The following is a 13,098-nucleotide window of genomic DNA, read 5'->3' as shown; positions in this document are numbered from 1 at the left end:
GCTTACCTATAAGAATAATCAGGGCAGGGCCTTCAGCCTGTCCGGGAGTCTTGCATGTCTATTGAAAACCAAGTCGATACCCGCGCCTTTCGCCGTGCCCTGGGCAATTTTGCCACCGGTGTCACCGTGGTCACCGCCGCCGACGCCAGCGGGCGCAAGGTCGGTGTCACCGCCAACAGTTTTAATTCGGTGTCTTTGGACCCGCCGCTGATTCTCTGGAGCATCGACAAACGCTCCACCAGTCACGCCGTGTTTGAAGCCGCCACGCACTTTGCGGTGAATGTGCTGGCCGCCGATCAGATTGACCTGTCGAATAACTTTGCCCGGCCCCGGGAGGACCGTTTTGCCGAGATCGAATACCAGGCGGGTGCGGGCGGGGCGCCGGTGTTGGCCGACTGTTCGGCACGCTTTGAGTGTGAGAAGTACCAGCAGGTCGATGGGGGTGATCACTGGATCATGATTGGCAAAGTGGTGGCCTTCGACGACTGCGGCCGCTCACCGTTGCTCTATCACCAGGGCGCCTATTCCATGGTCCTGCCACACACCCGCATGACCCGCCGTGAGGAGGGCCAGCCAGCGAGCAGCCATTTCCAGGGGCGCCTGAGCCATAACCTCTATTACCTGATGACCCAGGCGCTGCGGGCCTATCAGGCCAGCTACCAGCCCCGCCAACTGTCCACCGGCCTGCGCACCAGTGAAGCGCGGATGCTGATGGTGCTGGAGAACGATGCCGGCCTGAGCCTGGCCGAGTTGCAGCGCGAAGTGGCAATGCCGGTGCGCGAGATCGAAGAGGCGGTGAACAACCTCAAGCGCAAGGCGTTGGTACGCGATGATCAGGACCGGGTAAAGCTCACCACCAAGGGCATCGACGAAACCGAGTCGTTGTGGACCATCGCCCGAGAGCAGCAGGACACGGTCTTCAGCCAATTCAGCGAGGAGCAACTGGAGACCTTCAAGACGGTACTCAAGGCAGTGATCCGGCACTGAGCGCGACGGGTCAATCCAGGTGTTGGAATTCTTTGACAATAAAGTCGATAAACACCCGGGTCTTGGCCGGCAGGTGGCGTCGTGAGGGGTAGACGAGGTTGATTTCCAGGCGAGGCAGGCTCCAGTCGCTGAGGATCGGCACCAGGCGCTCGGCGACGATATCGTCGTGGATCACATAAGTGGGTTGCGCGAGAATGCCCTGGCCCTGCAGCGCGGCCGCGCGCAACAGATAGCCGTCGTTGGATTCCAGCGCCGGAGTGGCGGGCACCGTGATGGTCTGGTCTTCGCGCTGGAACGTCAGCTCATAGGGATCGGTGGCGTAGGTGTAGAGCAACAGTTGATGCTCGGCCAACGCCTGCGGATGTTGTGGGCGGCCGCAGCGCTCGAGGTAGTCCGGCGAGGCAGCCAGTATGCGTCGGGTATCGGTCAGGCGGCGGATCACCAGGCTGGAGTCCGGCTCACTGTCACGGGTGCGCAGGGCGACGTCGATGTTGTCGTCAATGATGTCGTGGTAGCGGTTCTCGGCCACGATATCCAGGCGTACATCCGGGTACTGCTCCTTGAACTTGGGCACCAGCGGCAGGATATGTTGCAGGCACAGGGATAAGGATGCAGTCACACGCAACACCCCATGGGGGTGGTTTTTGCTCGCGCTGACGGCCTCGGTCGCGCCTTGCATCGCCGTGAGGGCTGCCTTGGAATTGGTGTAGAACACTTTGCCGACTTCGGTGACGAACAAGCGCCGGGTGCTGCGCTCGATCAGCCTCACGCCCAGGCGATTCTCCAGTGCCGCCAAGTGCCGGCTGGCTGCCGCACTGGACAGGTCCAGGGCGTCTGCGGCCTTGGTCACGCTGCCCAGCTCCGCGACCTTTACAAACAACTCATATTCGGTCCAGCGATCCATCAGCATTGCTCCACTGCGCGCAAGGGTGTTTTCCAGTTACAGCATTTTTCAGGTGTATGCCGACCGTTAAGCTTTTTTTGCCCCTGCCAGTCTAGCCGTTGAGTGCAGGGAAAAACTTGATTGGAGTCGAAATGAGCAAGCATCTGGATGTGGTGAAAAAGTACTTCAAGTATTGCGTCGACGGTAAGGATGTTGAGCGCGTAGCGGAATTTTTTGCCGACGATGTGGTGGTTCACCGCCCCGATTGTCCGGCGCCTATCGTCGGTGTCGAACCGTTCAAACAGGCCTTGCGCCTGAACGTGACCGAGCGCTACGAGTCGATCGCGACAACCTTCCAGAAAGAAGTGGTGGCCGGTGATGTGGTGGTGGTTGCGTTGATGCATCACGCCAAGGGTTCCAACACCTGGCATGGTTTTGATGTGAGCGGTAAAGACCTGTCCTGGAGCGCGTTGACGTACTTCCGGTTCAATGCCGAAGGCAAAGTGGTCGAGGAAATCGTCGAGCGCAATGAGCTGTTCATGGCCAAGCAACTGGGGATTGTCGAGTACGACTGACCCGGGCGATTCCCCTGCAGGGACGCAGGCGCACAGCGCACTTTCACTGTGCCAGTGAAACTCTTGACGCGTGCGGGTGGTTTTTCTCGGCGGGGCGAAGGGTAACGATGGACTCGCTGTTTTTGCCTATTTTGATTGGAGTCCTTTTATGGATCTGGTAAGCCTGTCCAAGCGTCGTTATACAACCAAACTCTTCGATTCATCGCGCAAGATTCCCGTGGCAACCATTGAATTGTTGCTGGAACAACTGCGCAACAGCCCGTCTTCCGTCAACTCGCAGCCCTGGCACTTTATCATTGCCCACGAAGACGAGGGTAAAGCTCGGATTGCGGACAGTATGCAGGGTGGTTTTGAGTTCAATCGCGCGAAGACCCTCGATGCCTCCCATGTGATTGTGCTCTGCACGCGTACCCAGATGCCCGAGGAGTACCTGCAGGCGCTGCTGGAGCAAGAAGCCAGCGATGGGCGTTTTGTGGATGAGCAGGCCAAGGCCGGGCAGGACAAAGGCCGGCGGCGGTTTGTCGATCTGCATCATTATGACTACAAAGACCTGCAACACTGGATGGAAAAGCAGACTTACCTGGCCCTGGGCACGCTGTTGCTCGGCGCTGCTGCCCTGGGCCTGGATGCCACGCCCATGGAAGGCTTTGACAGTAAGGCGCTGGATGCCGAACTGGGTTTGCGCGAGCGCGGCTTTACCAGCCTGGTGGTGGTGAGTGTGGGTTACCACAGCCATGAGGATTTTAATGCGGGCCTGCCCAAGTCCCGCTTGCCGGCGCCGGTGTTGTTCGAGTTTATCTAAGGGGGGGCTGTGGCGAGCGGGGCAAACCCGCTTGCCGTTCAGCTAAGCGAGGGTGCAGGCAATCGGTAACCTGTGGCGAGGGCGCTTGCTCCCGTTGGGGCGCGAAGCGGCCCTAAAATGCGACTGCTACGCACAATAAGCCATAGGCTCCAAGCTTGCTGTCAGCTCACCGGTGCCAGCCACCCACGCAGCCTCTGCGGATGGCGCGCCAGCCACTCCCTGGCCGCCTCATCCGCCGAGCGTTCACCCCGATTGAATGCATCATCCAGCTCGGCAACGATCGGGTTCGACAGACGAATATTATCCAGCACCTGAATCTCTGCCCGGGTCAGCAACGCCAGGCGATCTTCCCGTGCCAGCAGCACTGCCCGATCCACATTACCGAGCAAACCCCTGGGGTCCTTCAGTTCGCGGATACGGTAGCGGTGGTGCAGGAACTGCGGATGCCACAAGGGCACGATGCCCCAGTGCCCTTGGCGATACAGGGCCTCAAAAGCGTCGACGCAATCGTCCTGAGTGCCGGTGCGGAATTGGTAGCCGGCGTCGCTCAAGCCGTACTCATCCATGATTTTCAGGGAAAACCGGGTAATTCCCGCACCCAACCCAATGCCCTGAATCAGCGGGTGCATGCGCGCGCGAACCTCGGGTTTGCGCAGGTCGTCGATGGATGCCACGTCAGCCTCGCTTACATAGTCGGGCACGCCCCACATGGCATAGGGCTGGTAATGCAGGCCCAGTTCACGGGCGGGCACGGCCTGTCGGTACACGCCATGGCTGCATGGCAGCCAGGCCGAGGCCAACATGTCGATGGTGCCTTCGCGCAAGCGCTCGAAATTCACTTCGTGCAGGGCATATTGCCGTTCGACAGTCAGGCCCATGCGCTGCAGGACCAGCGCCACCACGGCGGCAGTGGCGCGATGGAAGGACAGATCGGTGACGCCCAGGCGCACCACACGCGAGCCGTTGGCGATATTGGCCAGGGAAAAATCCTGGTGGGTCACGGTCGGCGTTTTTGCTGGGCGCCGGGGTGGGGGTCTGCGCATGTTGCTTCCTTCAAGAGCTGCGGCTGATCACGGAGCTAGAGGGTGGGGGCCGGCGCTGCATCAATCTTCACGCGCAGCAGGCTGTAGGGCTTCTGGCGCAAGTCGCGACCTGCGTGGAAGATGCCCTGGCGATGCAACTGGTTGGCCATGAAGTACAGGTAGCCGTCCGGCCCGATGGACAGGGTGTCGGGCCAGAGCACACGCGGGTCGTGGACGATGGTCTGCCACTGTCCATCCGCCAGGCGTTTGCGCACGCTGTTGTGTTCGTAGTCGCCGGCATACAGGGCGCCGGAGGCATCGGCTTCGAGGCCATCGGAAGCGCCTTTTTCCCCCAGGTCCTTGACCGCCATATCCAGCCGCGCTTCGCTGACCGAGGTGTCACGCAGCAACGCGGTGGGTACCGAGTACAGATGGCGGCTGGACAGCGGGCAGAAGTACAGCGTCTGGCCGTCAGCGGACAGGGCGATGCCATCGGACGCTACTGCAAACGGACGGGTGCTGCCGTCGGTGTTGCGAACCTGCAAGACCTGGCCTTCGACCTTGGGCACGAAGTTCGGGTCTACCGAGGTCGAGGTGGCGCCGCTGAGTCGGCGCAGGGCAGTGCCGCTGGCAATGTCCATGACGATGATCGCCCCGGGGCCGCTCAGGGAAGAGTCGGTGATGTAGATCACCCCTTCATCGCCCACCCGGAAGTCAAAACGCATATCGTTGACGTAGGTGCTGGGCAGCATCACGTTTTTCGGGAACACCAGGGTCTTGACCACTTTGTTGGTGGCCAGGTCGATGGCTACCAGCTTGGCACCGCCCGGCGTTGGCGAGGCGAAACCGGGGGCGGCAGTGTCCAGTATCCAGATCCGCCCGCGACCATCGGCCACCACACTTTGCACGCTGATAAAACCCTTGGCCGGGTCTTTCGGGTCGGCCTGGTTCATAGCCAGGTCAGGGTAGGGCACGACCTGGCCATCGCGCAGTTCACCCACGGTGAACGGCACCGCGTCGCCCCAGCGTGGAAAATTGACAAAGATCCGCCCGTTTTCGGCAACGCTGACGCCGGTGGGCATGGCGGCGTGGAAGGCGAACACCTGCTCGAGGGTGCCAATGGTTTGCTCGCTGGGCATCGGTTGGGCCTGAGCCGCCTGGCTGCTGATGGCAATCGACAAGGCCAGGGCAGACCAGATAAAGGAGTGCTTGAAGTGCATGAAAAGCTCCGGGAATCCGCAGGAAGGGGCGCGTTGCAGCCCATGGTGTGCGTTCCCGGTCCATGGAAAAACCCACGAATGGCGCTAACAGTTTCATCGCAATCGAGAAAGTGCAGGGCGTTTGAGCCTTGATTTGCGGCGGTTCCAGGTAAATCTGCGGTTGCATGCGCCACTGTTCGCCCGCCAACAGTCAATCAACAGTTTGCTGATTAACCGTGTGTGGCATGGCTATGGAGCTGTCGCAAAGTGAGGAATCATGGGGTTCTCAATCTTGGCGTAACTCGTGCAACGGAGCGCACCTGGCTATATAACTAACGCATCCACGTCGCTCTGCACGCGGGTTTACACCGGCGCAGGCGATGGCATGAGCATTCTTCGGGCAACCAGTAAGGGCGTATTTGCATGAGTGAAACCGAACGCGGACAGGCGACAAAGGCCATCCGCAACGCCGATGTGCTGATCATCGGCGGGGGCCTGAGCGGCACGCTGCTGGCCGTGCAGCTGTTGCGTTTGCCCGGCACGCGGAAGGTTCTGGTGATCGAGCCGCGCATGGAGCTGGGGCGAGGCGAAGCCTATAGCGCGGTGGAGCTGGGGCACACCCTCAATGGCAATGCGGCGCGCATGAGTGTGGACCCGGACAACGCCGATGACTTGACCCACTGGTTGAGCGAGTACATCGCCGCCGGCGGCTGGCCGGAATCGGACCAGCAGCACGTGCCGGTCAGCGAGCTGTTTCCACCCCGGGGGATCTTTGGCGTGTACGCGCAACAGCGGCTGGCGCAGGCTCGGGCGGGATCGGCGTCAACCGTGGAGCATATTCGCGCCGAGGTCATCGACGTGCAGGTAGAGCTGGGAGGCGTGCGCCTGACCCTGGATGACGGCCGGGCACTGCGCGGTGCCCGGGCCGTACTGGCCACCGGAATGTTTCCGGCGGCGCGCACGCCACAAACCCACTCCAGTGGTGTGAATGCGGCGGCGGTTGATCCGTGGGATGTGCGCGCCATGACGCAACTGGACCCACACGCCACGGTGTTGATCATCGGCTCCGGCCTGACCATGGTCGACGCCGTGGTGTCACTGGAACAGGCTGGCCATCGCGGGCCGATCGAGATCTTTTCGCGCCATGGCCTGTTGCCCCATGTGCGCCGGCAACCCCCTACGTGGGCGGACTTTCTCGCTGACGATCATGGCCTGCGCAGCCCACTGCAATTACTGCGGGCAGTGCGCCGCGAATGCCAGAAAGCCCTGGCCCAGGGCATCGACTGGCAAGCACCGCTGGACACCGTACGCGCCCATATCGGTCGTTTGTGGAGCCAGGCCAGCGAGCGCGAGAAACGCCAGTTCGTGCGCCATGTGCGGCCCTGGTGGGAGAGCCATCATCATCGCTCGCCACCCCTGAGCGCCGAACTGCTGGCGCGCCTGCACGGGGAGGGGCGCCTGCGTATCCACGCGGCCTCGTTCCTGGGCCTGGAGCCCACGGTAAACGGCGAAGTGACCCTGCGCCTGCGCCGTCGTGGCGAACAGCACACCACCCACTTCAGTGGCGCGGCGTTGATCAACTCCAGCGGGATCGAATACGACTGGCGCCGCGTGGCCCGGCCGTTGCCCAGGCAATTGCTGGCCCGCGGCTTGATCAAACCCGGGCCCTTGGCATTGGGGATAGCGGCGGATGCCTCGGGGGCGGTACTGGATGAGCACGGCGTTGTGAGTGAGCGACTCTTCGCCATGGGCCCGCCGCTGCGCGGTATGTGGTGGGAGAGCACGGCGGTGACGGATGTGGCGCTTCAGGCCAAGGCACTGGCGCTAAAGCTGGCGCAACTCTAAAGGTGGGAGCTGTGGTGCATCCAAAATCGCCCCGCCGACAAGGCCCCCTGTGGGAGCGGGCTTGCTCGCGATGGCGGCAGCTCAGTCACCGTTTCTAGCGACTGACCCACCGCCTTCGCAGGCAAGCCAGCTCCCACCTTTGATTTGTGGTGGGGCCAAAACTCTCTGCCCCGCGCAGATCCCCTGTGGGAGCGGGCTTGCCCGCGATAGCGGCAGTTCAGTCACTGTTTCTGGCGGCTGACCCACCGCCATCGCAGGCAAGCCAGCTCCCACCCTTGATTTGTGGTGGGGCCAAAATTATTTGCCTCAGTGAGATCCCCTGTGGGAGCGGGCTTGCTCGCGATGGCGGCAGTTCAGTCACTGTTTTTGGCGGCTGACCCACCGCCATCGCAGGCAAGCCAGCTCCCACATTTGATTTGTGGTGGGGCTAAAATCATCTGCTCCAGTGAGATCCCCTGTGGGAGCGGGCTTGCCCGCGATGGCGGCAGTTCAGTCACTGTTGCTGGCGGCTGACCCACCGCCATCGCAGGCAAGCCAGCTCCCACATTTGATTTGTGGTGGGGCCAAAATTATCTGCCTGAGTGAGATTCCCTGTGGGAGCGGGCTTGCTCGCGAAAGCGGCAGTTCAGTCACTGTTTCTGGCGGCTGACCCACCGCCATCGCAGGCAATCTCCCACCTTTGATTTGTGGTGGGGCCAAAATTATCTGCCCGAGTGAGATTCCCTGTGGGAGCGGGCTTGCCCGCGATAGCGGCAGTTCAGTCACCGTTTCTGGCGGCTCACCCACCGCTATCGCAGGCAAGCCAACTCCCACATTTTGGATCTACGTTTATCTTGGGGCTGCATCCAGCCTGACAAACCCGGGCTTGAGCCCGAATACCTCTACGCCTTGGGCGGTAGACTGGCCCGTGGTGACTGTCATCCGTTCCACCGGCTGGTCCATTGCCGCCCGGTACTCCACGCTCATGGTCCCGGCATCATGGCTGATCGCCTGGGCCGGCACGATGATCGCCTGGTCATTGTTGTAGGTCACGACGGTCAGGCGTGCGCTCATGCCCAGGCGGACCCTTTGCAGTTGTTTCTCGGTCAGTTTGGGAATCGACAGGGTCACCGGAAATTGCGCGCTGCCCTGGCTGTCATTGGCGATCGCCAGGCCGCTGACGACGCTGACCGAACCGCTCAGGTGTTCGCCATCGAAACCGTCGCCCATGACTTCCACCGGCTGGCCCTGATGCAGCTGGTTGATATCCAGCTCCGAGACTTTGGCGACGATCTTCAGGCGTTCGATATTGGCCAGCCCGAACAACACCTGGCCCTGGCTGACCTTGCTGCCCGCCTGTACCGGCGCGTTGCTATTGCCGCTGCCTTGCGGGGTGGCGCTGCCCGGTGGCGGCACGACGATCCCGGAAAACGGCGCCTTGACCTCCTGGCCTTCGAGCAGTTTGCGCAGGGCGTCGTACTTGACCGTGGCGTTGGTCAATTCCATGTCTGCAATCTGCCGGTATTCACCCTTACCCTGATCAAGGGCCTGTTGCAGTTCACTGCGGGCGGCGGTCAGGTCCAACTGTTGCTGCTGGGCCTGTTGCTTGAGGTCGTCCAGTTCGTTGCGTGGGATGATGCCGCGCTTGAACAGGTTCTCGCTTTCAACCAGTTTGCGCTGGGTGTTGTCGGCGCTCATTTGCGAGGTGCGCAGGCTGCGTCGGGCGCGGCTGACGGTGGGGCCGCTGTCCCAGTCCTGCATTTCCTGCACGGTCCGCCGGGCCTTGAGCTGGGCGGAGAGCGCTTCGCGCAGTTGCACTTCGAGGGTGGCGGGGTCCATGCGTAACAGAACCTGGCCGGCTTCGACCCGTTGCCCCTGTTCCACCAGGTTGGCCTGCACATTGCCGTCGAAGGGGGCTGTCAGGGTGACGGTGGTGTCCGGTTCGATCTTGCCCACCAGGCCGATCTGGTGCACCAGGGCTTCGCGCTTGACCTCCAGCCATTGCTCGGCCGTACCGGTCTGATCGGCGGCAGGCGTTGGGCGACTGAGCAGCGCGAATCCGCCAGCGCCCAGCAGTATCAGCAGTGCAACGCCCAGCAGGGCTTTTTTAGTAGTCATTGAGGGCGATTTCCCAACTTTCCAAGGTCATGCCCAGCGTCAGGTCGAGCTGGGTCTGGGCATTCAGGTAAGCAATCAGGGCATTGAGGCGGGCGTTTTCGGCGTTGCGCAAGTCCGCTTCGAAACTCAGCACCTGGAAGTTGGTGGAGCGCCCGGCGCCGAGCTTGTCCCGTTCGATCTCGATCTTGCGCCGGGACAGTTCCACCGCCCGCTGGGCAATTTCATACTGGCGCCAGCGGGTGCCAAGGTCGCGCACCACGTTATTGACGCTACGCTCCAGTTCCTGGCGCGCGTCGGTGATCAGGATGGCCTGGTTCTCCACATTGACCCGTGCGCGCACTTCGGCCTGGCGGGTACTGATATCGCCGATGGGAATGCGCACCTGGACCCCGGCATAACTGTCCCAGCGCCGATTGCTGGTACTGCCCGCGTCGTTGTCGGTGTTGGCGCGGATCTGATTGGCGCCGCCCACCAGGTCGACCTGCCAGCGCCCGGAATCCTTGGCCAGCACCAGGTTGAGGTCGGCCTGTTGGCTGCCCAGCAGCGCCGAAAGGTATTCGGGCTGCTGGTTCTGCGCCAGGTTAAAGGCCTCACGCTTGTCGATGTCCATGCGCGTGGCCTCCAGGGCTTCGGTGGCACGGATCGGGGTCGCCAGGTCCAGGGCCAGCAGGCGCAGCAACGCCAGGCGGCTCATGTCCAGTTGGTTCTGGGCTTCCTCGACCCCCAGTTGCTGGGAGGCGATGTCGGCCTCGGTCTGCACGATTTCGAACTCGGCCATGCGCCCGGCATTGATCAAGGCCTTATTCACGTCCAGTAGGGTATTGGAGCGCTTGAGGGCTTCCTGGGCGATGCTCAGTTGCTCCTGGGCACGCAGCAAGTCGCGGTAGGTGGCGATGATCTGGCTGATGGTCTGCGCGACGTTGGCTTTGAGGTTCAGGCGGTTGGCTTGCTCGGACAGGCGTGACAGCCGTAGCGGGGCGGTGGTGGCATCCCAGCCGGCGCCACGCATCAGCGGCTGGATGATGGCCAGGTCCAGGCCGTCGCTGCGGTAGCGCCCGGCATGGTTGGCGTTGTTCAGTTGCTGGGTCCAGCCCATGCTCAGGCGGGTGCCGTACTCGCCGAGCAAGCTGGTGGTGGGTGACAGGTTGGCATTGCGGGCGCGGTCGTCGCTGCCCTGGGTGGTGCGGTAGGCACTGTTGAGCACCAGCTTGGGGTTGAAGGCATCTTCGGCCACTCGCAAGTCGAACTTCTGCGCCACTCGTTGCAGGTAGGCGCTGCGAATCGCCGGGTTGTTGCGCAGGCCCAGGTACACCGCGTCGCCCAGGGTCAGGGTGGTGAGTTGGGCATTGAGCGAGACACTGTGCTCATAGCCGCTGCGGGTGGTGGTCGGCGCCGAAGGGCGGATCACGATATCGGCGGCCACGCAGGGCAGGCTCACCAGGGCAATCAGCCACAGCAGGGGTTTATTCATCGCGCAGGGCCTCCACCGGCTGCAAGCGTGACGCCGAGACCGCCGGGTAGATCCCGAAAAACAATCCCACCAGCAAGGTGCTGCCCACGCCCAGGGGCAGGGCCGACACCGCCAGGGAAAACTGCCAGCCCGACAGCCAGGCATAGAGATAGGCGGCCCCCATGCCCAACACCGCGCCGCACAGGGCGCCGACGGCGGTGAGGGTCACGGCTTCGAGCAGGAACAGGTTGCGGATGTCGCGCTGGCGAGCGCCGAGGGCCATGCGGATGCCGATTTCCCGGCGGCGTTCCGAAACGTTCATCAGCATCACATTCATCACCCCGACCCCTCCGCCCACCAGGGAGATGGCGCCCAGGGCCAGCAACAGATAGGCGAAGGTGCGGCTTTGCCGGGTCATGCCGTCGATCATTTGCTGGGGGATCTGGATCTCGACGGTGTGCTCGGTAAGTTGCGCGCCCAAGGCCTTGGTGGTCTCGGCGGCGATGCGCTCCATGTCCTGGCCGGCTGCTGCGCGCAGGACCACGCTGCCAACCTGCGGCGAGGAATAGATACGGCGCATGCCGGCTGCCGGGATGAACAGTGACTCGTTGGTTTGCACCGGAATCAGCATCGACCGCGGCTGGTTCTGCAGGATGCCGATGACCAGGTACAGGTAGTCGTTGACCCGCACCCGGTCGCCCAGGCGCAGCGGGTCACCGGGCGTGCTTAACGCCTGGGCGATCTGGTCGCCGACCACCGCGTAGGTTTCGCCGCTGTCGAACTCGGACAGGAAACGCCCTTCGCGCAGCGCCAGGCGCATCGCCTCCTTGAGGCCAGGGGTGCTGCCAATCAAGCCGGCGTTGGTGGTGCGGCCATGAAAGATCACCGGCCCGCTGAATGAGGAAATCGCGCCGATGTGGGCGATGCCCGGCACGGCCTGGCGTACGGCTTGTAGATCGAGGTGGGTGGGCATGTGCGCATTGCTGTTGCCTTTGGGCGGGAACTGCGCCACCAGGGTGTCGGTGCCCATGTCCTTGAAAATCATCGCGGCATCTTCGGCGGCGTTATGTCCGATATTGATCAGCGCGACTACCGATGAACTGCCAATGACGATCCCCAGCAGGGCCAGGATCGAGCGCTTGCCCAGGGTGCGCAGGCTGACAAAGGCTTCATGCAACAACTGGCTCAGGCTCTGTTCGACCCGCAGGCTCATACGCACTCTGCCTCGTGGACCACGCCGTTGCGCACCAGAATCTGGCGATCCAGGCGTTCGGCGATATGCGGGTCGTGGGTGACGATGATCAGCGTGACGCCTTGATCGTGGTTCAGGGCCAGCAGCAGGTCCATGATGTCCTGGGCGGTGTGGCTGTCGAGGTTGCCGGTGGGTTCGTCGGCCAGAATCACTGCCGGCGCGCCCACCAGCGCGCGGGCAATCGCCACCCGCTGGCGCTGGCCACCGGACAGGTCGGCGGGGCGATGATGGGCCCGTTCGGCCAGCCCAACTTGCTCCAGCATATGCAGGGCCCGCGCCACCGACTCCTGGCGCGACACACCGCGATAGCCCAGGGGCAGGGCAACGTTGTCCAGGGCGCTGAGGCGCGGCAGCAGGTTGAAACTCTGGAACACAAAGCCGATCTGTTGGTTGCGGATCGCGGCCAGTTGATCCGGCGTGGCGTGGAAAATGTCATGGCCGGCGAAGTGATAGGCGCCGCAGTCGGGCAGGTCCAGCAGGCCGAGGATATTGAGCAGGGTACTTTTGCCGGAGCCCGAAGCTCCGAGAATGCCGCAGCTTTCTCCGCGGTTGATAGAGAGGCTGACGTCATTGAGAATGGCCAGGTGCTGTCCGGCCAATTGGTAGCTTTTGCCGATGCCTTGCAGAGAAATAAAGCCTGGGAGCGTTGGAGTATCTGTCATCATGACTACGCCTTGCGCTGCGGCTATCCGGCTTGCTCCTGAAAATCGTTGTAACATCTTCAGGGCCTGCGTCACGATTGCCAATAGCTGGTTTTTATTCTTTTTTTAAAAACATTGTTTGAATAGTAACTGTGATGCCACAGCTTCGCCAGCCACAGAAATAGAGCGGTTGTTCTGGTGGCAGAGCCTATACCGGTGGCAGGAAAACGCCTGGTCCTGCCATGGGCAAGCCGTTTACAGGGCGAGCGGCAACGCGCTTGGATAGTATGGTGCAGTGTCACTACTTGCTTTCAAGCATCCGCCCCGGTATAAAAAATCAAATTT

Annotated in this window: 11 protein-coding genes; 4 read left to right on the top strand and 7 right to left on the bottom strand. The window is 62.2% G+C overall.

Annotated features, from left to right (window positions below):
• Positions 1 to 54 precede the first annotated feature (54 nt).
• Positions 55 to 987 (top strand): p-hydroxyphenylacetate 3-hydroxylase reductase component, encoded by a 933-nt coding sequence (locus PSH80_RS14470; protein ID WP_115128375.1) that lies wholly within the window; start codon positions 55 to 57, stop codon positions 985 to 987.
• Positions 988 to 997: 10 nt separating this feature from the next.
• Here the strand turns inward: PSH80_RS14470 and PSH80_RS14465 are convergent, their stop codons facing one another.
• Positions 998 to 1,891: a LysR family transcriptional regulator gene (locus PSH80_RS14465; protein WP_252117173.1), complete on the bottom strand. Its 894-nt coding sequence runs from the start codon at positions 1,889 to 1,891 to the stop codon at positions 998 to 1,000.
• A gap of 131 nt (positions 1,892 to 2,022) precedes the next feature.
• On the opposite strand from PSH80_RS14465, the gene PSH80_RS14460 reads away from it, so the two are divergent.
• The gene (locus PSH80_RS14460) at positions 2,023 to 2,445 is read left to right on the top strand and encodes an ester cyclase (protein ID WP_057440981.1); all 423 of its coding nucleotides are present in this window, start codon (positions 2,023 to 2,025) and stop codon (positions 2,443 to 2,445) included.
• Between the two features lie 148 nt (positions 2,446 to 2,593).
• Positions 2,594 to 3,247, top strand: coding sequence for an oxygen-insensitive NAD(P)H nitroreductase (nfsB, locus tag PSH80_RS14455; protein ID WP_305417235.1), 654 nt, complete (start codon positions 2,594 to 2,596; stop codon positions 3,245 to 3,247).
• Positions 3,248 to 3,408: 161 nt separating this feature from the next.
• Here the strand turns inward: nfsB and PSH80_RS14450 are convergent, their stop codons facing one another.
• Positions 3,409 to 4,290 (bottom strand): glycine betaine ABC transporter substrate-binding protein, encoded by an 882-nt coding sequence (locus tag PSH80_RS14450; RefSeq protein ID WP_120733323.1) that lies wholly within the window; start codon positions 4,288 to 4,290, stop codon positions 3,409 to 3,411.
• Positions 4,291 to 4,325: 35 nt separating this feature from the next.
• The gene (locus PSH80_RS14445) at positions 4,326 to 5,489 is read right to left on the bottom strand and encodes an L-dopachrome tautomerase-related protein (RefSeq protein WP_370693700.1); all 1,164 of its coding nucleotides are present in this window, start codon (positions 5,487 to 5,489) and stop codon (positions 4,326 to 4,328) included.
• 402 nt (positions 5,490 to 5,891) lie between these two features.
• Here PSH80_RS14445 and PSH80_RS14440 point away from each other — a divergent pair, with 402 nt between their 5' ends.
• Positions 5,892 to 7,313: an FAD/NAD(P)-binding protein gene (locus tag PSH80_RS14440; RefSeq protein ID WP_057959319.1), complete on the top strand. Its 1,422-nt coding sequence runs from the start codon at positions 5,892 to 5,894 to the stop codon at positions 7,311 to 7,313.
• 828 nt (positions 7,314 to 8,141) lie between these two features.
• Here the strand turns inward: PSH80_RS14440 and PSH80_RS14435 are convergent.
• Genes PSH80_RS14435 through PSH80_RS14420 form a run of 4 tightly spaced genes read right to left on the bottom strand, consistent with a single transcriptional unit; the run spans position 8,142 to position 12,777 of the window.
• Positions 8,142 to 9,410 carry an efflux RND transporter periplasmic adaptor subunit gene (locus PSH80_RS14435; protein ID WP_057959327.1) on the bottom strand — a complete coding sequence of 423 codons (1,269 nt, stop codon included), beginning with the start codon at positions 9,408 to 9,410 and terminating at the stop codon, positions 8,142 to 8,144.
• Positions 9,400 to 10,881 carry a TolC family protein gene (locus tag PSH80_RS14430; protein ID WP_057959328.1) on the bottom strand — a complete coding sequence of 494 codons (1,482 nt, stop codon included), beginning with the start codon at positions 10,879 to 10,881 and terminating at the stop codon, positions 9,400 to 9,402. The genes PSH80_RS14435 and PSH80_RS14430 overlap by 11 nt, the downstream gene beginning before the upstream one ends.
• Positions 10,874 to 12,073: an ABC transporter permease gene (locus tag PSH80_RS14425; protein WP_057436939.1), complete on the bottom strand. Its 1,200-nt coding sequence runs from the start codon at positions 12,071 to 12,073 to the stop codon at positions 10,874 to 10,876. The genes PSH80_RS14430 and PSH80_RS14425 overlap by 8 nt, the downstream gene beginning before the upstream one ends.
• Positions 12,070 to 12,777 carry an ABC transporter ATP-binding protein gene (locus tag PSH80_RS14420; RefSeq protein WP_128592964.1) on the bottom strand — a complete coding sequence of 236 codons (708 nt, stop codon included), beginning with the start codon at positions 12,775 to 12,777 and terminating at the stop codon, positions 12,070 to 12,072. The genes PSH80_RS14425 and PSH80_RS14420 overlap by 4 nt, the downstream gene beginning before the upstream one ends.
• Positions 12,778 to 13,098: the final 321 nt, after the last annotated feature.

The organism is Pseudomonas sp. FP818 (assembly GCF_030687335.1).
Taxonomy (GTDB): Bacteria; Pseudomonadota; Gammaproteobacteria; order Pseudomonadales; family Pseudomonadaceae; genus Aquipseudomonas; species Aquipseudomonas shahriarae.
This window is presented reverse-complemented; position numbering and strand designations above follow the sequence as displayed.

Bases quoted from the DNA above. Each gene is read 5' to 3' on its own strand.
- PSH80_RS14470 (WP_115128375.1), top strand. From the start codon at position 55: ATGTCTATTGAAAACCAAGTCGATACCCGCGCCTTTCGCCGTGCCCTG.
- PSH80_RS14465 (WP_252117173.1), bottom strand. From the start codon at position 1,891: ATGGATCGCTGGACCGAATATGAGTTGTTTGTAAAGGTCGCGGAGCTG.
- PSH80_RS14460 (WP_057440981.1), top strand. From the start codon at position 2,023: ATGAGCAAGCATCTGGATGTGGTGAAAAAGTACTTCAAGTATTGCGTC.
- nfsB (WP_305417235.1), top strand. From the start codon at position 2,594: ATGGATCTGGTAAGCCTGTCCAAGCGTCGTTATACAACCAAACTCTTC.
- PSH80_RS14450 (WP_120733323.1), bottom strand. From the start codon at position 4,290: ATGCGCAGACCCCCACCCCGGCGCCCAGCAAAAACGCCGACCGTGACC.
- PSH80_RS14445 (WP_370693700.1), bottom strand. From the start codon at position 5,489: ATGCACTTCAAGCACTCCTTTATCTGGTCTGCCCTGGCCTTGTCGATT.
- PSH80_RS14440 (WP_057959319.1), top strand. From the start codon at position 5,892: ATGAGTGAAACCGAACGCGGACAGGCGACAAAGGCCATCCGCAACGCC.
- PSH80_RS14435 (WP_057959327.1), bottom strand. From the start codon at position 9,410: ATGACTACTAAAAAAGCCCTGCTGGGCGTTGCACTGCTGATACTGCTG.
- PSH80_RS14430 (WP_057959328.1), bottom strand. From the start codon at position 10,881: ATGAATAAACCCCTGCTGTGGCTGATTGCCCTGGTGAGCCTGCCCTGC.
- PSH80_RS14425 (WP_057436939.1), bottom strand. From the start codon at position 12,073: ATGAGCCTGCGGGTCGAACAGAGCCTGAGCCAGTTGTTGCATGAAGCC.
- PSH80_RS14420 (WP_128592964.1), bottom strand. From the start codon at position 12,777: ATGATGACAGATACTCCAACGCTCCCAGGCTTTATTTCTCTGCAAGGC.